Source organism: Gemmata sp. SH-PL17 (genome assembly GCF_001610855.1).
GTDB lineage: Bacteria > Planctomycetota > Planctomycetia > Gemmatales > Gemmataceae > Gemmata > Gemmata massiliana.
The window spans coordinates 2,937,104-2,958,395 of the sequence record NZ_CP011271.1 but is presented as its reverse complement, the minus strand read 5'-3'; the positions used below and the strand labels follow the sequence as shown (position 1 = coordinate 2,958,395).

General features: G+C 65.0%; 13 protein-coding genes and 1 pseudogene. 6 read left to right on the top strand and 8 right to left on the bottom strand.

The window, feature by feature from the left end:
• Positions 1 to 3: 3 nt before the first annotated feature.
• Positions 4 to 438: a TetR/AcrR family transcriptional regulator gene (locus tag VT84_RS42235; RefSeq protein ID WP_082839728.1), complete on the bottom strand. Its 435-nt coding sequence runs from the start codon at positions 436 to 438 to the stop codon at positions 4 to 6.
• 656 nt (positions 439 to 1,094) lie between these two features.
• On the opposite strand from VT84_RS42235, the gene VT84_RS12240 reads away from it, so the two are divergent.
• The 6 genes and pseudogenes from VT84_RS12240 (at position 1,095) to VT84_RS42225 (ending at position 8,430) form a co-directional block, all read left to right on the top strand.
• The gene (locus tag VT84_RS12240) at positions 1,095 to 2,210 is read left to right on the top strand and encodes an efflux RND transporter periplasmic adaptor subunit (protein WP_162271680.1); all 1,116 of its coding nucleotides are present in this window, start codon (positions 1,095 to 1,097) and stop codon (positions 2,208 to 2,210) included.
• Positions 2,207 to 5,371, top strand: a complete 3,165-nt coding sequence (locus tag VT84_RS12235; protein ID WP_157469463.1) for an efflux RND transporter permease subunit — start codon at positions 2,207 to 2,209, stop codon at positions 5,369 to 5,371. Before VT84_RS12240 ends, VT84_RS12235 begins: the two co-directional genes overlap by 4 nt.
• A gap of 43 nt (positions 5,372 to 5,414) precedes the next feature.
• Positions 5,415 to 5,852: a MarR family winged helix-turn-helix transcriptional regulator gene (locus tag VT84_RS12230; protein ID WP_162271679.1), complete on the top strand. Its 438-nt coding sequence runs from the start codon at positions 5,415 to 5,417 to the stop codon at positions 5,850 to 5,852.
• 187 nt (positions 5,853 to 6,039) lie between these two features.
• Positions 6,040 to 6,992, top strand: a pseudogene (locus VT84_RS12225) (transposase); the annotation flags it as partial.
• A gap of 369 nt (positions 6,993 to 7,361) precedes the next feature.
• Positions 7,362 to 7,886 carry a helix-turn-helix domain-containing protein gene (locus VT84_RS42230; RefSeq protein WP_052552795.1) on the top strand — a complete coding sequence of 175 codons (525 nt, stop codon included), beginning with the start codon at positions 7,362 to 7,364 and terminating at the stop codon, positions 7,884 to 7,886.
• A complete protein-coding gene (locus VT84_RS42225; RefSeq protein WP_410000365.1) occupies positions 7,864 to 8,430 on the top strand; it encodes an IS630 family transposase in 567 nt (188 codons plus the stop codon). Before VT84_RS42230 ends, VT84_RS42225 begins: the two co-directional genes overlap by 23 nt.
• Positions 8,431 to 9,564: 1,134 nt before the next feature.
• Here the strand turns inward: VT84_RS42225 and VT84_RS12210 are convergent.
• The 7 genes from VT84_RS12210 to VT84_RS12180 form a co-directional block, all read right to left on the bottom strand.
• Positions 9,565 to 10,107 carry a transposase gene (locus VT84_RS12210; RefSeq protein ID WP_082839722.1) on the bottom strand — a complete coding sequence of 181 codons (543 nt, stop codon included), beginning with the start codon at positions 10,105 to 10,107 and terminating at the stop codon, positions 9,565 to 9,567.
• 16 nt (positions 10,108 to 10,123) lie between these two features.
• A complete protein-coding gene (locus tag VT84_RS12205) occupies positions 10,124 to 10,615 on the bottom strand; it encodes a winged helix-turn-helix domain-containing protein (protein WP_162271678.1) in 492 nt (163 codons plus the stop codon).
• A 74-nt stretch (positions 10,616 to 10,689) separates the two neighbouring features.
• Complete coding sequence (locus VT84_RS12200; protein ID WP_082839720.1) at positions 10,690 to 11,514, bottom strand: IS5 family transposase; 825 nt, start codon at positions 11,512 to 11,514, stop codon at positions 10,690 to 10,692.
• Positions 11,515 to 11,553: 39 nt separating this feature from the next.
• Complete coding sequence (locus tag VT84_RS12195) at positions 11,554 to 12,609, bottom strand: trypsin-like serine peptidase (protein WP_162271677.1); 1,056 nt, start codon at positions 12,607 to 12,609, stop codon at positions 11,554 to 11,556.
• Positions 12,610 to 12,752: 143 nt separating this feature from the next.
• Positions 12,753 to 18,230 (bottom strand): hypothetical protein, encoded by a 5,478-nt coding sequence (locus VT84_RS12190; RefSeq protein ID WP_157469461.1) that lies wholly within the window; start codon positions 18,228 to 18,230, stop codon positions 12,753 to 12,755.
• 167 nt (positions 18,231 to 18,397) lie between these two features.
• Positions 18,398 to 19,678 carry an effector-associated domain EAD1-containing protein gene (locus VT84_RS12185; RefSeq protein WP_082839717.1) on the bottom strand — a complete coding sequence of 427 codons (1,281 nt, stop codon included), beginning with the start codon at positions 19,676 to 19,678 and terminating at the stop codon, positions 18,398 to 18,400.
• Between the two features lie 35 nt (positions 19,679 to 19,713).
• Positions 19,714 to 20,889, bottom strand: coding sequence for an effector-associated domain EAD1-containing protein (locus VT84_RS12180; RefSeq protein WP_082839716.1), 1,176 nt, complete (start codon positions 20,887 to 20,889; stop codon positions 19,714 to 19,716).
• Positions 20,890 to 21,292: the final 403 nt, after the last annotated feature.

The window sequence follows — 21,292 nt, the reverse complement described above, 5'->3', positions numbered from 1 at the left end:
TCTCTACCTGTTAATTACACCGAACGAGTTCGAAGTGTTTAGAGAAGTGCGATCGAGGTGCCGATCGCCCGACGACCGTGGCTCACTCTCAGCGTCAACCGAACCTGAGTGACGCAGGGAGAAAATTGCCGGACGCTGCCGTGCCGGGGGTAACGCTCGTTGGACGAGATGCTCAATCCGGTGTGGGGGCTTCTGGTCGTGCCGCTCCATCGTGCTGCGGAAGAACTCGAGGTCGGTCCTCTCGTGGTGCTGGAGGACGGCCAGGATCAGGTCGTCCTTGGACGGGAAGTGGGTGTAGAGGGTCATCTTGGCGACCCCGGCCTCGGCGATCACCCGGTCGATGCCGACGGTTCGAACGCCGTGCTGGTAGAACAGCCGGTCAGCGGCCTCCAGGAAACGCCGCCGGGCTGCGGACGTCGTGGCTCGTGCGCGCCCCATGTTGGATTGGTGCTGCCCGGTCTGTATGGTGTTCGCCTCGACCGGCGCCCCCCCCGCCTCGGCCAGCGCCCGCCGGATGACCTCCGCGGGCAGTAGCCGGACGCGAACCCGTCCGGCGAGGCGATCCCTCGCGATTCGGCATTTGGTACGGTCTGGCCACCACGCTTATTTTGCATATGCAACTAAACTCGTTGTCAAGTCGGCGGAAAAGGCAGCCGCACTCCCGACCTCCGCTTGCTGGTCCTTCCGCCACTGGTGGTCTCCGGCGTGGCAACCCCGAAGGGGTCATCGAAGATACAACCGAAAATCCTCGCACCGACCGCAGCCCGGCCCTCCTCCCCGACGTGCGGAAACGCATCGCGGACTTGCGAGAGGTGACGGCTTCAAATCGGGAGGTGGTGATCGCCCTCTCACCTACCTCGGGTGGAGTCATTTCGTGGTCATCCACCCACAAGTAACCTCGACTTGCGCTTTCTGTTCAACTCGACACTGTGGCCTATGTGAACGAAGTGCACAGCCGGCGGTGTAAGGTGCGGAGCCGAGGGGAGTATCAACCCCACAGAAAATTGCATATGCAATTTTCCAGCGCCCCGCTCGACCGGAACCGAGGGAATCGGCGGGCTCGGGCCGGTAAACCCGCAGACCCTGGAGGGCACATGAACACGCAAAATCGGTTCCTCGTGGCGGCCGGAATCCTCGGCCTCGTGGTCGGAAGCGGAGGGGGCGCGTACATGGTCTACAGCACCCCGCCCACAACCCCACCGCCGGCCCCCGCGCCCCTCCCGCGGGCCGCCCGGGTGCAAGAAGTGACCACGGACGCCTCGGCTTCAGTGCACACGTACACCGGGATCGTCCGGGCTCGGTACGAGACGGATCTCGCGTTCCGGGTCGGGGCCAAGATCGTTTCCCGACACGTCGAGGTCGGGCAGCGAGTCGCGGCCGGAACCTTACTCTTCCGGCTCGATGCGACCGACTACCGACTCGCAGTCAAGGCAGCCGAGGCCGATCTGACCGCGGCCGAGGCCGAGGTCGCGCAGTCGGTCGCGGAGCACAACCGACAACTCCAGACCTACCAGAGCGGGGTCGGCAGCACCAACGACCTCGACCGGGCCAGGGCCGCGAAGGACGTGGCCGCCGGGCGCCGGGATCGGGCGAAGGAGAACCTCGGCATCGCCCGCAACCGGCTCGCGTACTGCGAGCTGACCGCCGACGCGGACGGGGTGCTCACGGCTCTACCAGCGGAAGCCGGGCAGGTCGTCGCCGAGGGGCAGGTCGTCGCCCGGCTCGCTCGTGACGGCGAACGCGAGGCAGTTGTGAGCCTTCCCGAAAACCAAGCAATCGGAGCGCGAACGGCCCGGGCCACGGTCGCACTTTGGTCCGCGCCGGGGGAGTCGTACCAAGCCACCCTTCGCGAACTCTCGCCGGCCGCCGACCCGGTCACCCGCACGTACCAGGCCCGGTTCACGATCCGCGACCCGGGGGCCAAGGTGACCCTCGGGATGACCGCGACGGTTCACCTGAGCCCGGTCGGTGCCACCGCCGGATACAGCCTCCCGCTCTCCGCGTTGCACCGCGCCGGCGATCGACCGGGCGTCTGGATCGTGGAGCGGTCGACGGGGCGGCTCACCCTCGTTCCGGTCGACGTCCGTGAGTACCGGCACGAGACGGTGATCCTGTCCGGGGGCGTGAAGCCGGGTCAGTTAGTGGTCACGGCCGGGGTGCAAAAACTCGATCCGGGCGTGACCGTTCGGGCATGGAAGGAGATGCCGTGAGCACGCTCAACCTGTCCGCCTGGGCGGTAAAGCACCCGGCGCTGGTTCTGTACCTGATCTTCGCGGCCGCCGCGGCCGGGCTGTACGCCTACCTCGGAATGGGCCGGGCCGAAGACCCGTCGTTCACCATCAAGACGATGGTCGTTTCGGCTAACTGGCCCGGCGCGACAAGCGACGAGATGCAGCGCCAGGTGGCCGACAAGATCGAGGAGAAGCTCCAGGAGACGCCGTACCTCGACTACCTGCGGACGTACACGCTCCCGGGCAAAGCGGTGGTCACGGTCCAGCTCCGCAACGACACCCCACCGAAGGCGGTCCCGGACATCTGGTACCAGGTGCGGAAGAAGGTCGGCGACATCCGGCACACATTGCCGGAGAACGTGACGGGGCCGTTCCTCGACGACGAGTACGGGGACGTGTACGTGGCTGTTTACGCATTCACAGGGTCCGACTTCACCCCGGCCGAACTCAAAAGAATTGCCCGGAACGCGCGGCAGCAGCTCCTGCGGGTGAAGGACGTGAGCAAGGTGGTGCTCGTCGGCGAGCGCCCGGAGAAGGTGTTCGTCGAGTTCTCGCACAAGAAGCTCGCGACCCTCGGGGTCGGACCGCAGCAGGTGTTCGACAGCCTGCGCCGGCAGAACGCGGTGAACCCCGCCGGGAGCGTCGAAACTCCGACCGATCGTGTGTACGTCCGGGTGGACGGGCCGTTCGCGGCGGCCGAGAAGGTCCGGGCCGTTCCGGTTCATGCCGGGGGTAAAGTGTTCCGCGTCGGCGATATCGCGGACGTCCGGCGCGGCTACGAAGATCCGCCTACGTTCACTGTGCGGCACAACGGGAAACCCGCGGTGGAAGTGGCGGTTGCGATGCGCGCGGGTGGCAACGTCCTCGAACTGGGACGCGCCCTGGAAACCGAGTTTAGGGCCATCGAAGCGGACCTGCCTGCCGGGGCCGCTGCGGAACGGGTGGCCTTCCAGTCGCACGTGGTGGAGGAGTCGGTCGGCGAGTTCACCCGGTCGTTCGTCGAGGCCCTGGTCATCGTCCTGGTCGTCAGTTTCCTCTCCCTCGGCTTTCGGAGCGGGGTGGTGGTGGCGCTGAGCGTCCCGCTCGTCCTGGCGATCACCCTGGTGGTGATGAACGCGGCCGGGATGGCGCTCGACCGGATCAGCCTGGGGGCGCTCATCCTCGCCCTGGGGTTGCTCGTGGACGACGCCATCATCGCGGTGGAGATGATGGTCGTGAAGATGGAGGAGGGGCTCGACCGGGTGGCGGCCGCCACGTTCGCGTGGAGCAGCACCGCGTTCCCGATGCTCACCGGCACGCTCGTCACGGTGGTCGGGTTCCTCCCGGTGGGGTTCGCTAAGTCCACCGCCGGGGAGTACGCCGGCGGTATCTTCTGGGTGGTCGGCATCGCCCTGATCGCCTCATGGCTCGTGGCCGTGATTTTCACGCCGTACCTGGGGGTGAAACTGCTCCCGAGCTACGCGAACCGGCCGCACCACGACCCCTACCACACCCGGATGTATCGGATCCTCCGCTGGATCATCACCGCCTGCGTCCGCCACCCGCGGTCGGTGGTCGCGGTGACGGCCGTGCTGTTCGCGGCTGCGGTGTACGGGATGGCGTTCGTGCCGAAGCAGTTCTTCCCGCAGTCGTCCCGCAACGAGTTGATGGTCGAACTCCGGCTGCCGGGCGGTTCGTCGTTCACCGCGACCGAGGCCGAAGTCGCGAAGCTCGAAGCGGTCCTGGCCGACGACCCGGACATCGACCACTTCACCGCCTACGCCGGGGCCGGGCCGCCGCGGTTCTACATGGCCCTAAACCCCGACCTGCCGGACCCGAGCTTCGCCAAGGTCGTGATTCAGGCGAAGTCCCCCGAGGCCCGCGAGCGGCTCCGCGCTCGGCTCCAGGAGCGGTTCGCGTCGGACACCGAGTTCGCCCTCCCGCGAATGCGGGTGGTGCGGCTCGAGTTCGGACCGCCGGTGGGGTTTCCGGTCCAGTTCCGGGTGGTCGGCCCGGACCCGGCCAAGGCCCGCGCGATCTCGTATCGGGTTCGCGACATCGTCCGTCAAAACCCGAATGCCCGTGACGTTCAACTAGAGTGGGACGAGCCGTCCAAGGTCGTGCGGCTCCAGGTCGATCAGGACCGCGCCCGCACCCTCGGGCTGACCCCGCAGGAGGTGTCGGCGACGCTCCAGACGCTCCTCACCGGCGTGCCCGTGTCCCAGTACCGGGAGGGGATCGAGCTGATCGACGTGGTCGCCCGCGCGGTTCCGGAAGAGCGGCTGAAGCTCGACACGCTGCCAAACCTGACGGTCCTCACGCCCGCTGGGAGCGCGGTTCCGCTGTCCCAGGTGGCCACGGCCTCCTACGAGCAGGAAGAGCCGATCCGGTGGCGGCGCGACCGCGAAACGGTCCTCACCGTCCGCGCGGACGTGGCCGACGGGGTCCAAGCTCCGGACGTGACCGCTCAAGTCCTCGTTGATTTGAAGGCGCTGAAGGCCGACCTCCCACCCGGGTACCGCATCGACACCGGCGGCGCAGTGGAGGAGAGCCAGAAGGCGAACGAGGCGCTGTTCGCGGTGTTCCCGGCCATGATCGCTGTCATGCTCACGCTGCTCATGATCCAGGTGCAGAGCTTCAAGAAACTGTTCCTGGTGTTCATCATCTCGCCGCTGGGGCTCATCGGGGCGGTGTCCGCGCTGCTGCTGTTCCACGCGCCGTTCGGGTTCAACGCCCTGCTCGGGGTGATCGCGCTCGCCGGCATGGACATGCGGAACTCGGTCATCCTGATCGACCAGATCGAGCACGACACGGCGAACGGGATGTCCCTCTGGGACGCGGTGATTGAGTCGGCGGTGCGGCGGGCGCGGCCGGTGGTGCTGACGGCGGCGACGGCCATCCTGGCCATGATACCGCTCACCCGAAGCGTGTTCTGGGGGCCGCTGGCGGTGGCCATCATGGGCGGGCTGTCGGTCGCCACATTCCTCACCCTCGGCAACCTGCCAGCCCTGTACGTGCTCCTGTTCCGGGTGAAGCAGCCGACCGACCCGCTGCCACCGCCGGCTCCGCGTCCCGAGGCGAACGACCGGGCCGGGTCTACCGAGGCGGGCGTGGTACCCCTCGTGTCGGCGGATGAGGCACCAATGTCGGTCAGCCGTTGACGTGGGAAATATTTGCGTATACAAATAAATGAGAGGTGCCACCATGCCAAAACCGGTCACCAGCATCGAAACGATTGCCGCGTGTTGCATCGCCGGGCGGCTGCGGCTGTTGAACCGGGTCGTCACCAAACTGTACGACGACGCCCTGCGGCCGCTGGGCCTGAAGGCCAGCCAGCTGAACATCCTCATCCTGACGGCCAAGCTCGGCCTGGCGCGGCCCGGCCAAGTCTGCGAGATCCTGCAACTCGATGCCTCGACCCTCAGCCGCAACGTCAAGCCGTTGCAAGCCCACGGTTGGATGGAGGTCGTGCCCGGCAAGGATGCCCGCGCACAGCCCTTCCGGCTGACGCCGAAGGGGGAGCGTCTGATCGAGAAGGCGGTGCCGGCCTGGGAGGAGGCCCAACGCCGGGCCAGCGACCTCTTGGGAAATGAGGGGACTTCTCTGCTCGACAAAGCCGCCAGGAAGTTGGGCATGCCCTAAACCGGCCGCTACTGGGCCGTGTTTTTTCCTAGGGCGGCAAACCTCGCTGGTGCGGCAAGAGCCGTTGTGGGATCACGTTGCGACTCCCGGAGGGTTGCTCGTGGCTCGTCGCACCCGTCGTCCGACCCCGACTGCTGAGGTCGCACTGGCCCCGGTTTCGGCCACCTGCCCGGCGTGCGGGAACCGGCTGTACTTCGATTACTCCAACTTCCGTACCCTCACGTCGCTGAGCGCTGTGACCCGGTACACACTCCGCATCTCCCGGTGCCGGCACCGGCCGTGCGACTTGTTCCGGGTGCCGTTCCGCCCCGAAGCCGAGGGACGCCTGGCGCTCCCGCACCACGAGTTCACTCTCGACGTCGTCGCGCGGGTCGGGCGGTTGCGGTACGCCGAGCACCGGTCCGTGCCCGAGATCCACGCCCACCTCACCCAACTCGGTGTGGCACTGGCCGAGCGCACGGTCACCAACTTGCTCGACCGGTACGACGAATTGCTCTCCGTCGCGCGGGCCGATGACGACCGGCTCCACGCGGTCCTTCAGACGCGCGGGCGCGTGGTTCTGGCGATCGACGGGTTGCAGCCCGACGTCGGGCACGAGGTGTTGTGGGTTCTGCGCGACGTGCTCAGCGGCGAGATCCTTCTAGCCAAGAGCCTGTTGTCCGCCCGCAACTCGGATCTGGCTGCGCTACTGGAGCAGGTGAAGACGAGCTGCCCGGTGCCCATCGCCGGTGTCGTGTCCGACGGGCACCACTCGATCCGCAAGGCGGTTAAGGCCGCGCTCCCGGACGTGCCGCACCAGTTGTGTCAGTTCCACTTCCTGCGCGCGGCCGCTCGACCCATTTACGAGGCCGATCGGCACGCCAAAGTCGGACTCAAGAAGAAGGTGCGCGGGGTGCGCCAGAACGTCGGCGACATCTCCCACAACAAGCTCAAGGAGTGGCACTGAAGAAGAAGGTGCGCGGGGTGCGCCAGATCGAGCGCAAGGTCGAGGGGCGAACCGATCCCGAGGCCGATGTCATTCGCGGGTACGGCTCGGCCGTGCGCGGCGCGTTGACCGACGACGGGCGCCCGCCCCTGGACTCGGCCGGGTTGCGACTGCGCGGGCGGCTTGAGGCGGTGGCGGGAAGTCTGAAGAACGTGGGCGCCGGGAAAAAGGGGCGGGCCGGGAATTGGCTCGGTTGCACCTGTTGATTACTCGCGGACTGGAGGGAACGGCCGTGTTGTTCGCTCCGGTCAAGGAATTGTTCGATCAGGTGTACCGAGTGGCCCACGAGTTGAGCAATCACGACGCCCGGAGCGAGGCCGAGGTGCGCAGTCACCCGATTTCGACACAAAACTCGCAATTACGGCTCTTAAACAGTGGCTCACGAGTTCGTGTCTCGCTCGGGGTGCGAGCCAAACCCGGTGTTATTCTCAGCGTACCCTGGAGTGACACAATTTATCCTTGAGGAGCCTGGTGCTGTAGCGGAAGATCGGTGCTCACCGTAATCCGTTACCGGGAGAGGCTCCATGCGTCCCACGTACTCGTTCCCCGAGTCGGTTGTCGAAGCGATTGTGCGCGATCGGTACGGGCACCCGGACCCGCGCGTTCAGGAGCGCATGGAGATCCTGTGGCTCAAGAGCAAGAACGAGTCGCACGGGCGCATCGCCGAACTCGCCAACGTGTCCCGGTCCACGGTTCAGCGGACCTTGCACATCTTCGCGGCGAAGGGCCTCGATGGGATTCGGTCGTTCGGGTGGAAGGGACAACCCAGTGCCCTGACGCCACACGCGGCAACGATCGAACAGGAGTTCCGCAAGCACCCGCCTCACACGGCTCACGAGGCGGCGCGGCGGATCGAGGAGCTGACGGGCGTCCGACGAAAAGTGTCGCGGGTGCGCAAATTCCTCAAGGACGACCTGGGGATGAAGTGCTTGAAGGTGGCACCGATCCCGGTCCCGCCCAAGAAGACGATCGAGGAACACGCCCGAGCGCAGGCGGACTTTTTAAAAGGCGGACCTGGAACCGAAGTTGGCGGAGGCGCGGAGCGGTAAGCGGTCGGTGTACTTCGTGGATGCGTCGCACTTCGTATTGGCGTCGTTCCTGGGTTGGGTGTGGTGCTTCGTGCGGTTGCACGTGCGCGCGGCAAGTGGTCGGCAGCGGTACAACGTGCTGGGCGCGCTGAACGCGGTCACGCACGAACTGGTGACGGAGATCAACACGACGTACATCACCGCCACGTCGGTGTGCGCGTTGCTTCACACGATCGCGCGCCGGGCGGGCTCGGTGCCCGTCACGTTGGTGCTGGACAACGCCCGGTATCAGCGGTGCGTGTTGGTGCAGGACGCGGCCAAGCAGTTGGGGATCGAGCTGCTGTTCCTGCCGTCGTACTCGCCGAACCTGAACTTGATCGAGCGCCTGTGGAAGTTCGTGAAGAAGGACGTGCTCAACAGTCGGCACCATCAGGACTTCAAGAGGTTCCAGAGTGCCATCGACGGGTGCCTCGCGGATCTGCCGACCAAACATCGAGAGAAACTGGCGACTCTGTTGGCCCACAACTTCCAGACCTGGAACAATGTGTCACTCCTGGGCGCGTAAAGCATAACTGCTGTGTTGGTCTCTCGGCGAGACTCCGAGACTTTTCCGGAGAGAAATTCGGGGTCCGAGACGAAACGCTAGGGTTGGGCTCGCACCCCGAGATGTCTCGCTCGAACCCGAGACTTTTGCCGCGCTTGGAATGTGGCTTGAAGTGCCTGAAAACGTGCAGAAAACGATGGCAGCTGGGAGCTGTCACTCCCGGCTGTGCGCGTTAACCCCTGTGTGCGATTATTCCGCACCTGCTGACTCAGCTCCCCGAGCACAACACTCCTCGAACTTCCGACACTCCCCACGCGCGAGACTTTTCAGCCCCTAAGCTCACTGAAGCACTGGAAATCGAAGTGTTTCGTGTGAAGCGGCGGGCGAGTGAGTTGTTAAGCGGACATCGAGTTTGGATCGCACTCGATGTCCGAGTCAAACACTCCTCGAATCTCTTGCGCTCTCACCGCTGTTAACCGGCAGGTTCGGTTGTCGCGTCAGAAAAACTGGCAACCCGCGGGTTAACACTACTCCGTTAGAAGCGAGCCTGATCTGCAGACGAGTCGCGTCGAACTGCTGAATATCAAGAGGTTGGCACGCAGTAGGTTCGTTTGCGACTACTCGATGGTAGTTATACAACACTCGGTCCTATAAGCAGTTGCGCACTTCTAACGGAGTAGTGTTAACACTACTCAGTTAGAAGAGTTAAGCTCGGCACGAGGTTCATCCCTCTAACGGGTCATGAAGACCTTCACACCCGATCTCGATCCGGCCGTTCTGGAGCACCTACGGGCCATCCCTGTGTACATGGGATAGGCGGGCATCAGTAACCGCTACTGTTCCGGCCAATAGTCCGGCAGAAAGGTTACCGGATTCGGACTTTATAACTTCAAGATCCGACAGAAGGGCCAGAAATGCCCATAGCCGATCGGCCATTCGGACCGGAGCTGTTCCGAGCTTGTTCCCGACCTCGTCGGTAGGCACGATCCCGTCGTCGCCGAGTGTAAACCGGAGCCGTTGGATGTGGCCATCGAACCGCATCAGAGCTACTTTCACGTGCTGAGCGAATACCAGTTCCGTAAAGGCGGCACGCAGCAACTCCTCGACCGACTGATACCAAGTCTGGTTGATCCGTAACCGTCAGGCGGCGACGGCTCAGTGAAACCCGACGGCCCCGCCAACAACCGTCGGGTGCTCGGTCAGCCACTGGCACCGCGTCGTCAGGGTCGCGGTCAGCTCGTTGAGGTCGTTGAACACCCGGTTGGCCAGGCCCTCGCGGACCAGGGGCCACAGGTGCTCGGCCGGTTGCAACTCTGGGGTGCAACTGGGCTGCCGGTGGAGCACCACGTTCGGCGGTACCCGCAGTCCCTTGGCCGTGTGCCCTCCCGAGCCGTCGAGGATCACCACCAGTACCTTGCGCCGATCCGGGTCGGCCCAACCGGCGAAGTCCTCCAGCGCTTGGCCCATGAGTTCCGCGTTCGCCTTAGGAAGGATCAGGAACCGGCTGCGCCCGCTCGGGGGGGGGGGCGTGAACCCGTACACGAACAGGGACTCGAATTTATGCCGCCCGTTGGAGGTCGGGCGCGTGCCCGCGAGCGCCCACACACGTCGGGCCACGGGCTTGAGCCCGAGCCGGGCCTCATCTTCGCACCACAGTTCGACCTCCTTGTCCGGGTGCCCCTGGCGCAACTCGGCCATGAGACGGGACAGCCCGTCAAAGCCACTCCTTTTGCTGCTCGCGTGTGGCCGCCTTGGGGTGCCTTGGGCGCGGGACCACCAACCGGAACCCGAGTTCCTTGAGCCACTGCCATCCGGTCTGCTTGACGATCACGATGCCGAACCGGTCTCGGACGAAGGCGGCGACCTTGGGTCCGCTCCACAGCCCGTGGTCGAGGGGCGGTTTCTGGAGCGCGGCGAACAACTCCGCCTGCTGTTGGGGCGTCAGTTTGAAGGCGGCCCCGTTGCCCCGGCGCCCGTCGGTGAGGGCCTCGGGGCCGCGCGTGTTGTACCGCTTGAGGATCGCACGACCCCAGGCGGGTGCGAACCCGACCAGGCGTGCCGCCGCGGTGGCCGAGAGCGGTTGATCGGGGCGCGTGACCAGCCACAGCACGTGCCACCGGGTCTTCTCGGCCGCGTCCGAACAACTCCGGTAGCGCTGATCGATCTCGTCGTGTGTCAGGTGGGGAACAACGGGTAGTCGCGTCATGGTACATCCTCCCGGCATTGGAGAGGGTTACGGATCAACCGGATTCGGTATGAGTGACGGTCCCATAAGTGGGTTCACGCGGCAGAACGGTACTGGAATTCGGCTTCATTATCTTTTGGGTGAAGGCGGTTGAGCATGAGGTGGATCATGGCCAACTTGATGAACGCCTCCGACGACCTCACGCTTTCCTCGCGGTCCTTGGTGAACCGCCGGCATGTGCCCAGCCACGCGAACGTGCGCTCCACGGTCCAGCGGATCGGCAGCTTCACCCACCCCTTCGATCCCTCGGGGCGGCGCACGATGACCAGATCCCACCGGGCGTTGTCCTTGACCCACTCGTAGAGGGCGAAGTTGTGGTACTTGCTGTCCGCGTACATGCGCACCACCTGGCCGACCGGCTGCCCCTCCAAACGAGGGAACAACTGCTGGGCGGCTCGGGCGTCGTCCACGCTCGCCGCCGTCACCAGCACGGCCAGCAGCAATCCCATCGAATCCACGACGATGTGACGCTTCCGCCCATCGACGTTCTTGGCGTTATCCCGGCCCCGCTGCTCGCCGCCGGAAGTGGTGTCCACCGACTGGCTGTCGACGCTAGCCGTGGTGCGCGGTGAGTACGGCTTCTCCTGGGTGCGTACCTTGGTGCGGAGCCGGTCGTGGATGGTATCGAGGGTGCCGTTGTGCCGCCACTCGTCGAAGTACCGCCACACCGTGCTCTTGGGCGGGAAGTCCTTGGGCAAATAGCGCCACTGGCAACCGGTGCGCAGTATGTAGAACACGGCATCCACGACATCCCGCAGGTCGGTCGTGCGCGGCCGATTACCCGGATATACCGGAATGTGAGGCTCGATCAACCTCCACTGCTCGTCGGTAATGTCGCTGGGGTAGGATGACGTTCTCATGAACCATTTTATCCACCCCAAACACCCCTTATGGGACAGTCACTCACCGCCAGCCCGTGCCCACGCCGCGTCGAACTCGTTCGTTGCAGGCACCACATCGGAGAAGTTTAACCCGGCGGCAACGACTCGCGGATCGCGGGCCAACTCGTAGGTCGGGACCGCATAGTTCGCCTTCAAGTACGCTCCGGCGAAGTGGAGTGCGACCGCCTCGCCTGTCGACGGGTCGAGGACTGCCGACCCTGAGTTGCCGCCGAGGGTCGAACTGTCGTGAGTGGCCGCATTGACCCGGGTCTCGAAACTGCGAATCGACTCGCGGCCGCGAAACTTGCCCGGCTGGAGTCGTTTCACTTCGTAGGTGCTCTGGAAGATGCGGTTCTGCAGTTCGATATCGTTCCGCGAATCGAGAGCCGGATACCCGACAGCTATGACGTCCCGTCCGACAAGTTCATCGGGCGGGCGGATCGAGAGCTTCAGCGCTGGGTGTGCGGCAGGGAGCCCACGGACCCGGAGCAGGGCCATGTCCCAGTACGGGTGCATCATGACCACCTTACTCACCTCGACGTGGGTGGTCGCGGCCGAGCCGACCTCGCGACGAAAATCGATCGCCGCGTTGCCAGCGTTGTACAGCAGCCCGCGGGTGCCCAACCCGACGGTGAAGAGGGCCGCCACGTGCCGGTTGGTCATCAGGAGATCCGGCCCGACGACGAACGCGGTTCCGCCGTAGGGAATCGATGAGTTCGGCAACTCGACCCGGCCGACCGAGTTGAGCAGCGGCTGCAACCGCTGGCGGACCGGATCCGCATTCAGGTGCGCCCACGGAGCGGGGAGCGGGTCATATCGGCTGTCGCGGATGAACGCCACCGGCCGCCCGCGTGTCAGCACGATCGCTTCCAAACCAGCGACCTCATCGTCGTCCAGTTCCGGCGCGGGGTCGCGGAAGGTCTTCTCAAGTGCTTGTCGGGTGGCACTCAGATCAGCGATGTCTTCGAGTGGAGCGCCCACAGGTGTGCGGAGCGCGTCGGACGCGCCTTCCGATTCGGTCTGGATGGTCCGGACGAGTGACACCAGTCGAGCAACTTTTTCCGTGCGCGTCATGTCGGGTGTCCCGTTCGGGTGTCGGGGCGAAAGTCGTGGCCCGTTTGACCGAAGCGAACGGCATCGCGCGGTCGCTCGAGTACGTCCGCCGGGGCGGTGACCGGTCAGAGGGTGGCGAATAATACGTTCCATCCGCACGATATCTAGACCGGTATCTTCTTAAATTCCGCCAGCAAATTATCGACGAATTTTTCCATCGCATGGTTGTTTTCAGGTGGTGCAATGGCGTGAAATAGTACGGCGTAGTCCCCGGTCTGCGGATCGCTTGGGTCGAGTGGCGAGTTCTTGCGGGCCTTGGCCCAGCTCTGGCAGAGCTGCGGCATCCGGGCCGCCTGGTTCATCCGCGCCCAGTGCGTCTCCAGGCGCTCAGTGGGACGAGCTGTCGGGCTCTCGCGCGCCTCCGACCGTTCGTCCACGTTGAAGGCCTCCGTCGCTTGGGCCAAGCTGAGCCAGAGCCGTGCAAATCCCTTCCACTGGAGTACCTTGTGTGCGTCCTCCTCGTCCCCGCGAACCGGAAGGAGCCCGTCGATACCGGCACGGATCGCGTCTAATCCGTACCGCAAGTCGATCTCGAACTCGCGCTGCAGATTCGCCCGCTTGGTGTCTGGGGCGCCGGACTTCTGCGCCGTCCGGTCGGGGGACGGGGCGGCCCGGGCCTCCCACACCCGAAGTACACATGACACGACGGCCCACTGGGCGCGATCGTGGCACAGCCGGAGCCACCAGGGCACGTTCCGCGGCCTCTGGCTCAGCGCCTCCAAGGCCCTAGCGATCATCGATCGCGCGGCGTCGAGGCGTGCGCGAGGGGCGTCAAAGTGCGCGCGGGCAGCGGCCTGGTCCGACGCCGGAAGTGTGGTCCCACGGGCGAGAGCGTCGGACCAAAGCATCAGGGCCTCAGCTTTCGTGCGGTAACAGGCGACCTCTTCCAGCGGGTCGGCGCCCCGGCTTCGGTGCAGCAAACGCAGCGCGAGGTTCAAGTCCGCGATGGGTTTGAGGAACCGCGCCGAGCCGACCGACATCAGGATGTCGGCCTGGGAAACCATTCTGAGCGATTTCGCGCGGTACTTGTTGTACGTTCGGACGTCCTGAAAGATGGTGCGCCGAGCCTGCTCGAACAGGTGGATGGCGTCCCACCGCGCGCCCCCCAGCGCATCGTGGGTGGTGAGCGGTAGGCCCTCCCGGGTGCGCCCGCTCAGCCACGGATTAAACTTGTCGAGCTGGAATCGCGCCTGGTCGACTGCCAGGTCCAACGCCAGTACCGTCAACCGCTCGCGGAGGAATCGGCGGATCTCCTCCGAGAACGGGGGCACCTGCTTTGTTTCGGTCAACTCGTCCACCGCTACGAGCCACTCGCCGAGGCGGCTGGCGATGCGGCGCGCCTGCTCCTGGTGTGTGGTCATCTTTTCGTCGCTTTGGTTGTCCGCGCCGGCCGGGGAGGCACATTTCTCGTAGCTCGCGCGAGCGAGCCGGGAGAGCCCATCGGCCCACTCGACTGCCTGCACGAACCAGTAGACGAACCCGGCCGGTGTGAGGCTAATTGCGGAGTCAAATGGTGAGAACCGCGTCTCGCTCTTGTCTTGTACTACCTCGAACGCGCTTTCGGACACCGGGCCACCGGCGGGCGCGTTAAGAGGCAACGCTTTACGGACCCTGGCGCTCTCAAGCGGCGACGCGTTGGCCTTGTTATGGGCAACCGCATGGACGTCGAGGATCAGCGGGGAGGGGTTCTGAGCGGGTGGCAGGAAGGAGGCTTCACGCGTGTAGGCCTCGCGCAGGCTATCTGTTGGGCCGCCGCGGAACGGCGGGTCGGGGCTGCGGCCTGGCGAGGCGAACGCCCCCTCAATCGCGTGGAGGACCGCCTGCTGATCACGGAGCGTGTCGGACCAGTCGGCCATCTCGAATCGAGCTTCGAATTTCTGACGGTCCAGTTCCCGCATGAGCGCCTCGAGCTCACTCCGGCACAGGACCCCCTCCGGGTCATCCGATTGATTGGGGGTGCGGAAGGCCGCAGGGTGATGCATCTCCTCGAGGTCGAAGTCCCCGAGCCGGTCGATAGTGCTCACCCAGGTGCCGGCGTACAAGCGCTGCCGCACGGTCTCGAACTCCCGCGATAGGGTGGCACGGAACGCCTTTAGCTCTTGGAACCACGCGCTCCTTACGCCCAGGCGCAGCCGCCCCCACGTTGAGACCTCCCTGGTCAGTTGCTTGTCTTCCTCAAGATGTCGGTATTTGTTAATCGCCTGCCGGAGGTGCTCACGCAGCCGCGCGTCCAGGTCGGTTGGGGGCGCGGAGCCGGCCCATCGGTTGGTCACCAGTAGCAACCTGCACAGGTATCGGAGGTAGGACACGCGGTGGTAAATGTACTCCCGGAACGCCACAATATCGCCGGTCGCCTCATACAACTCCGAGAAGTAGTACCGGGCAGCTCGGCGGTGGAGGAAGGCCGCCGCGAGCAGCGACAGCACGGCCCCGTACATTTCGCCGTGTCCGGCCTCTTTGCCGTCCCGGATCGCCTTGGCGATCCGGTGCCCGGGGTCGGTGAGCCGGTTGTAGGCCCGGTTGTGCAGCCGTCGCGGTATCCAGAGCAGTCCCCCGCCAAGGTAGCACATCCCATTCATGTACTCACACGGAAAATCGATCGATGTGCGTGGGTGCCGGGGGGGGCCGAACAGCTGGTCCCAAAAATTGCGGGAGTGGTTCCGAGGGTGTTTGGGTGGGTCTTCCCCTGGGGATTTAAGGAGCGCCAGATAGCCCAGGTACGACCGAGGGCGTCGAAAGACAGACAGGACCATCGGGACTATGAACGCCGCTTGAGGCCCCCTCTCGAGCGGGTTAAGGGTGCTGGTAAGGAGGCCGCTGACGAGCTTCTCCAGGATCGGCTGATCCGCTTCCGAACTGGGTTGGGTCACGTGTTCAGTACCATCATTGAGGTCGCGATCACCCGCGGGGAGAACCTTAACGATGTCGATAAACTGCGAGTTGTCCGAACAGAACCTCTTCAGGGTTTTGATGCAGTCGTCAACGTGGGTGAGCGTTCGGCCGGGAGTGCTGCCGGGCTCCAAGTGCCGGGGCGCCGCCGGCGCCAGCGCCACGCACACGAAGGACTCCGCAATGTCGGACGCGTGCGGTGGTGTGAGTAAGCTGGTGAGGAAATCGAAAAAGCCGGTGACGCGAGCCTCGAACTTCTCAATCAGCTTGTTTTGGGGCTGGCGGGGCCGCCGGATGCGGTCGTGTTCCGGCTTTTCAGGCAGGGTCAGGCTGGGCGTCCCGTGGTGAACGGTCTGCGGGCGACCGATGGTCTCGGGCGAGTCAAAGCACAGGATGTAATTGCCGCGTTGGAGGGCCTCGCGGATCCTCTCCACCGATCGCTTGTGGGCGGGCGGCACGTGGTGCGGTTGCGGAGCCCTCTGGGCCTGGACGAGCAGCGGGGGGAATGCGGGGTCGAACCGGCGGATCGAGTCGAGTACGTCGACAACGATACCATCAACGGTGTGGTGCTGTTCGCAATCGACCCAGATGGTCTGATGTGTCTTCGCCATCTCGCGGCAGAACCTCGCCATGGCCATGCTAGCGTCGGAGTGCCCCCGGGCGTCGCTGACCGGCGAGCCGTCCAGGTCCCAGTCGCTTTCGCGGTAGAAAGCCAGCACCCTGCGTTCGCGCAGGGCCGGGGCAGACGATTCGTCATTGTGGTCCGCCCACGGCATGGTCGGTAAGCACCGGTACCGCTCACGCCCGGCCGGGTGGGCGAGCCGCTGGCGGGTGAGGACGTCCAGCAGGAACAGGGAGACGTCACTGTAGTTCCGAATCACAAGTTGGTTGTTGTTGGGCTCATTGATCTTCGAACGCAGCGCGTTGACCGGCTTGTCGGGGGTGGTTCCGTAGTTCATCCAGAGTAGTGCGGGGCCACCCGTGTCGCGCTCTTTGGCGGCCTTCGCGTGGCCCATGAGTACCTGGGTGACCCGTCGCTCGTACCCAGAGAACCCCATGACGACGATTAGGGCATTGGGCGGGATAATTCGCGCGGCGCGGTGCAGCATGTTTGTATCGGCTGCCTCGTCGATACGCTGACCATACGGCCCGCCATACAACTTTAGGACGGTCAACCGGTCGCCGATCGTCCCCTGTGATGGCAGGTCAGCATTTTTGGCGATCTCGACGACGCCCGGTGCGTGCCCTTCCGCCCACAGGGCCGTCTCGAGGAACGGGTCGAAGTTGAGGCTGAGGAACAGGCGCACCTGCAGGGCATCAACGAGTTGTGCCAGAAACACGTGCGGGGCGGCCGGGGTGCGGCCCTGCCCGAGGGAGCTGAACAGCGCGGCAACCAGATCGAAGTCGCCCTCGGTCAAGGATACCAACAGGTCATACCAGTCCCCACGCAGCGACAACTCCCCGGTCAGCACGCGCACGTAGAGCTTCGCGGCCGCGCCCCAGTCCCGGTCGCTCAGGTTTTCCAGGAACTGGAGCTGGGTGATCAGGTGGACGCGGTGGTTGGGCACAACCCACAGCTTGCGCGCCAGTGTGGACAGATCCGATCCGCACGATCGGAACGCCTGCTGGCATCTCTTGACCGCACGCGTGAAGCGCTCGTCGTCCTCGGTCTCCGTCTGACTGGCGGCTCCCTCGGCCTCTCGCTCCGAGTATAAGTACCGCCACACCTCGGCGTTCAGCTGGTTCAGCTCCGGCCAGCCGTGCTGACGGAGGTACGTCGTGTCAGGCGCGCCTTCCGTGTGAATCTGGTCGTTGACGGCGACGTTGCGGATGTAAAACTGAACTTTCGCGAGGTACGTGGTGACGCCTGCCATCGACGGGAAGCCCGTGCCGACGGAGACGCCTGCCCCAATGAGAGGGACGATCGGCCGGCCGGACTCAAAGGCCTCAATAATAATATCACTCGCGCTTCGATTTTCGTTTTCCATTGCCAATCTCTTGCGTTCTGATGCGGCGATGAAATCTCGCTCGATTTGATTCAAATCGCTGTACCAGTCGACAATAGCGAGCTGCTTCCCCTCCCAGAGCGACTGGTCCGATCGCTCGTTCTGCTCCCATAAATCGGCGGCGGTACGGAGGCGTCGCCGCTCCTCGAGCCACTCGTGGAGGGTGTGCCAGGTGCGGATGTACGACTCGTATCGGAGGGCTATGTGGTCGTCCCCTCGTGCGGCCCCCACGTCGACCCGCAGAACCTTCACCTCTTCAAGGGCCGCGATGGCGCGGGCAACCGATTCGCGGTGACCGGTCGCTTCCAAGGCAGACCGTGGCACGGTAACCGTGAAGAACTCGAGCCCGGTCGGTTTCAGCTGCACCAGCCGCAGCAGGCTCCGCCGGGCCGCTTCGTGGTCCCCCTCGGACAGCCGAGCAAGGGCCGCATCAGCTGCAGCAGAGAGGGCGTCAGTCGCCTTCTCGTCGAAGTCGGCCAGCACGTGGGTACGGGGGGAGGATTTGAGTACGCTTGGATCGTTACTTGTGTAAAGCGTGGCGGTCCAGTAGTTCAGTACTCCCTGGGCAATGCCCCGCTCCTGCGGGGAGTCAAGAACGGTGCCGGTGGCTGCACCGCGCGCGAGGAACGTAACCACCCGCTCTCGCTGCTCTGGCGCGAGGACATCCTCGGGCAGGGCAGTGAGCAACTTCGTGTGCTCGGCTCGAAGGGCGGCAAGCGAATCGAATCCTTCAGGCGCCTGTGAGCGATGCATTAGGGGCACTGGTATTCTTTCTCATACCAAATCCGATTGATCCGTAACCCTTTTTCAGCGCTGAGAAAGCCGTTTTGGTAGCACGATGGCCCGGCTGGAGGTTACGGATCAATCGGATTTGGTATCAGCAGGTGTGCAAGGGGTTGAGCGACCTCCACGAGGTGCCCGCTCAGGCGGTGCATCTCCTGGTCCACGACGTAAAACTGCTCGCCGGCCAGATCCCGGAACTTCTGGAATGTTCGGCGGAACGCGACGGAATCGGTGGTCGCTTCGAGTACGTCCACGGTTTGACGCAACTGGACGGCCCAGGGCTGCTCGCGGGCCAGGTCGCACAACCGCATCACTCCGCCCCGGACCCGCGGCCAGTGTGGGAACGTTTCGCCCAGGGTGACGCCCGGCAGATCGGCCGCGGCGGCGAACTCCCTGTCCAGTCGCTGCCACTCGCAGTGCTCCTGGATGAGTCCTTGCAGCCGCGGATCGAGGGCCTGGAGGCTCTGGAGCCCCTTGATTAGCTGGTGCGTGCTTCCCGGCAGACCACCGATGATCTGTCGCAAGGCTTCGGTGAGCCGCCCGAGCGGCAGGTTGCCGGCGCATAGGGCCATGTTGCTGTTCAGCCGCGATGCCTGCCCGAATAGCCCCTTGAGGATCTCGACCGCCCTGCGGGCCAGTTTGTCGTCCGGGCCTTCGAGTGCCGCGGACAGGTACGTCACCGCGCGGTCGTAGTCGTCGATCCAATCGTCCTCGAGCGCGCGGACACGCAGCCCGCTGGCATCGGCCCGGGCCGCTGCGACCTCGCGCCGGAGGAGGGTGCAGTAGCGTTGAAGGGCCAGGAATTGTTCCTCATCGTCGCGGAACCGGGGGCGCCCGCCCGGGGCGGCCGGCTCGACCGCCGTGCGGACGTCGCGGAAGTACCGGAACTCGAGTGTGTGCAGCCGGTCGTGCAGCGCCTTGTACCGGTGAAGCGCGTCGAACTCACGCAGCCCGCCCTGCAACTCGACCTGGAACGTGGCGATGATCGCCCGCGCCTGCGCATCAGCCCCCCCCCGCGCGAGCGCCTGTGCACCATCGGTGACGGCTCCGATCATGTCCTGTGGGTTGGGCGGGGCCAGGGCCCACGGGGCATGGTCCCGACAGAACCGCTGCACCGCCTCGTTGCCCGAGCGGACCTGGGCCACCGCGGTCACCAGCGCACGCGTCCACCCTTCCTGTTCGGCCAGGGTGATCAAAGTGAACGCAACGGTGCTGAGGGCGCCACGGGGGACGATCTTGAACAGATCCTTTTCGAGGTTGAACCGCACCATCTGAACTAGCGCGTCCTCGCTAAACGCACCAACGATGGCGTCGCGCAGTTCCTCGATCTGTGTGCCGGTCGTTGGTGACATAGTCCTTCCTTGCGGGCTTGATCGTGCTCACCAAGTCAATCACATGCCCCACTCAGCATCGCGGCGTGGACTTGCGCGAGCCGGGCGCGCACTGTCATCAATGGCACGCCCTGATTGAACCGTGCCTCCGGGTACATCGGGTCACCGTAATGGTGTAACGCAATTGGGTTCAGGAACCGGTCAAAACACGGCGACCCGCTCGACCCGCCGGACGTGTTCGTGCGGTGCTTCACCCGCGTTAGTGTGCCGTTGGCCTCGATCACGGACTGCCACCCAATGGCCAGTCGGAGCGGCTCCCCGGCCGGATGTTGCGCAATCAGCACGGCGCCGCCGGGGGCGAACGGGTCGCCCTCGGGGGACAGGCACTCGGGTAAGCGCACCCACCCACGCCGCGGGCCGACCGCCACCGCGCCCGGGACGGCGATCGGCTGATCCCCGATGGGGGAAACCAGGCGCACCAGCGCGTAATCGAGGTGCTCGGTGTCCGGGTCCGCGGCCTCTGGGTGGCCTGTCCTCTCGCCCGGCGTACACGGAGTCGATTCGAGAACCGCGGCCGCGCCCACGAGCATGCCCGACAGGATCGTGCCGTTCGCGAGCTGTTTGTAATCGAACCGGAACTGGAGCTGTGCGAGAACGGCCGCGTTCCCGATCGCCGACGCCACGACGTGGTGGTTGGTGAGGACTGCGTCCGGCCCTACCAGGAACCCCGTGCCTCTCGGCGCGCCGCCGATCTCCACGCGGCACACTCGGCCCTCAATACGGGCCAGCCGGGCCACCCACTCGGCCATGTTGAGGTACGGGTTCTCCGGGTCGATGGTCTTCTCGAAGCCTTTCAGCTCCTGCTCGGCCGGGAACCATGCCTTGTCGGGGTTCAGGTCGCGGTAGGCCTGACGCAGTTGTGGGTTGCCGGCCAGTTGCGGGTCCTTGATCTGCGCGACCAGCGTGGCAGCGTATTGCTTGGCCAGTTCCTGCACGTCCGGCCGCCCTGGGCGGCGCTTTGCGGCGGCGGCGATGAGCCGTGGCACCCAGCCCTCCCGGGTGCTCAACAGGAGCACATTGAGGACGACCGTGTTGAACGCGCCATCCGGCACCACCCGGGACCGGGTGATGTTCAGGTCGAAGAGGAGCATTTCGTCGAACGAGTGGCCGTCGAACGTATCGGCCAACAGATCGCGCACGCGTTCGAGGTCGAAGCCGGTCAGTGTGTTCATCACGGGCGATCGACAGGTGAATATGGGCGCGCCTTCAGCCTGGTGAACGTTCGAGGTGGAAGGCGACAAGAGCGTTCGACCAGTTTGGTCGAGCTATCGATCCGCAAATTATGCCAAGAGGTCGGCGCGCCCGCAATCATTTTTTCTGACCGCGATTCGTTCCCCGCGCGCGTTCGCACCGCGCTCCGCGGCGGGGCCGATATCTGCCCAACGGCCGTACGACGTACCGACCCGACACCGCACGCGATCGGCCGACTCTATCCCCGAGGCGGGTGGCATTCGCACCGCGCAGCTGTGGGGCGGCGGTCCGATACTTACAGCAGTCCGGTCGATTGACCGATTTCGCGTTGCGACGAAAACGCAGGTGCTGTAAGTTCATCTGTTCTGCACTACACCCGCCGAA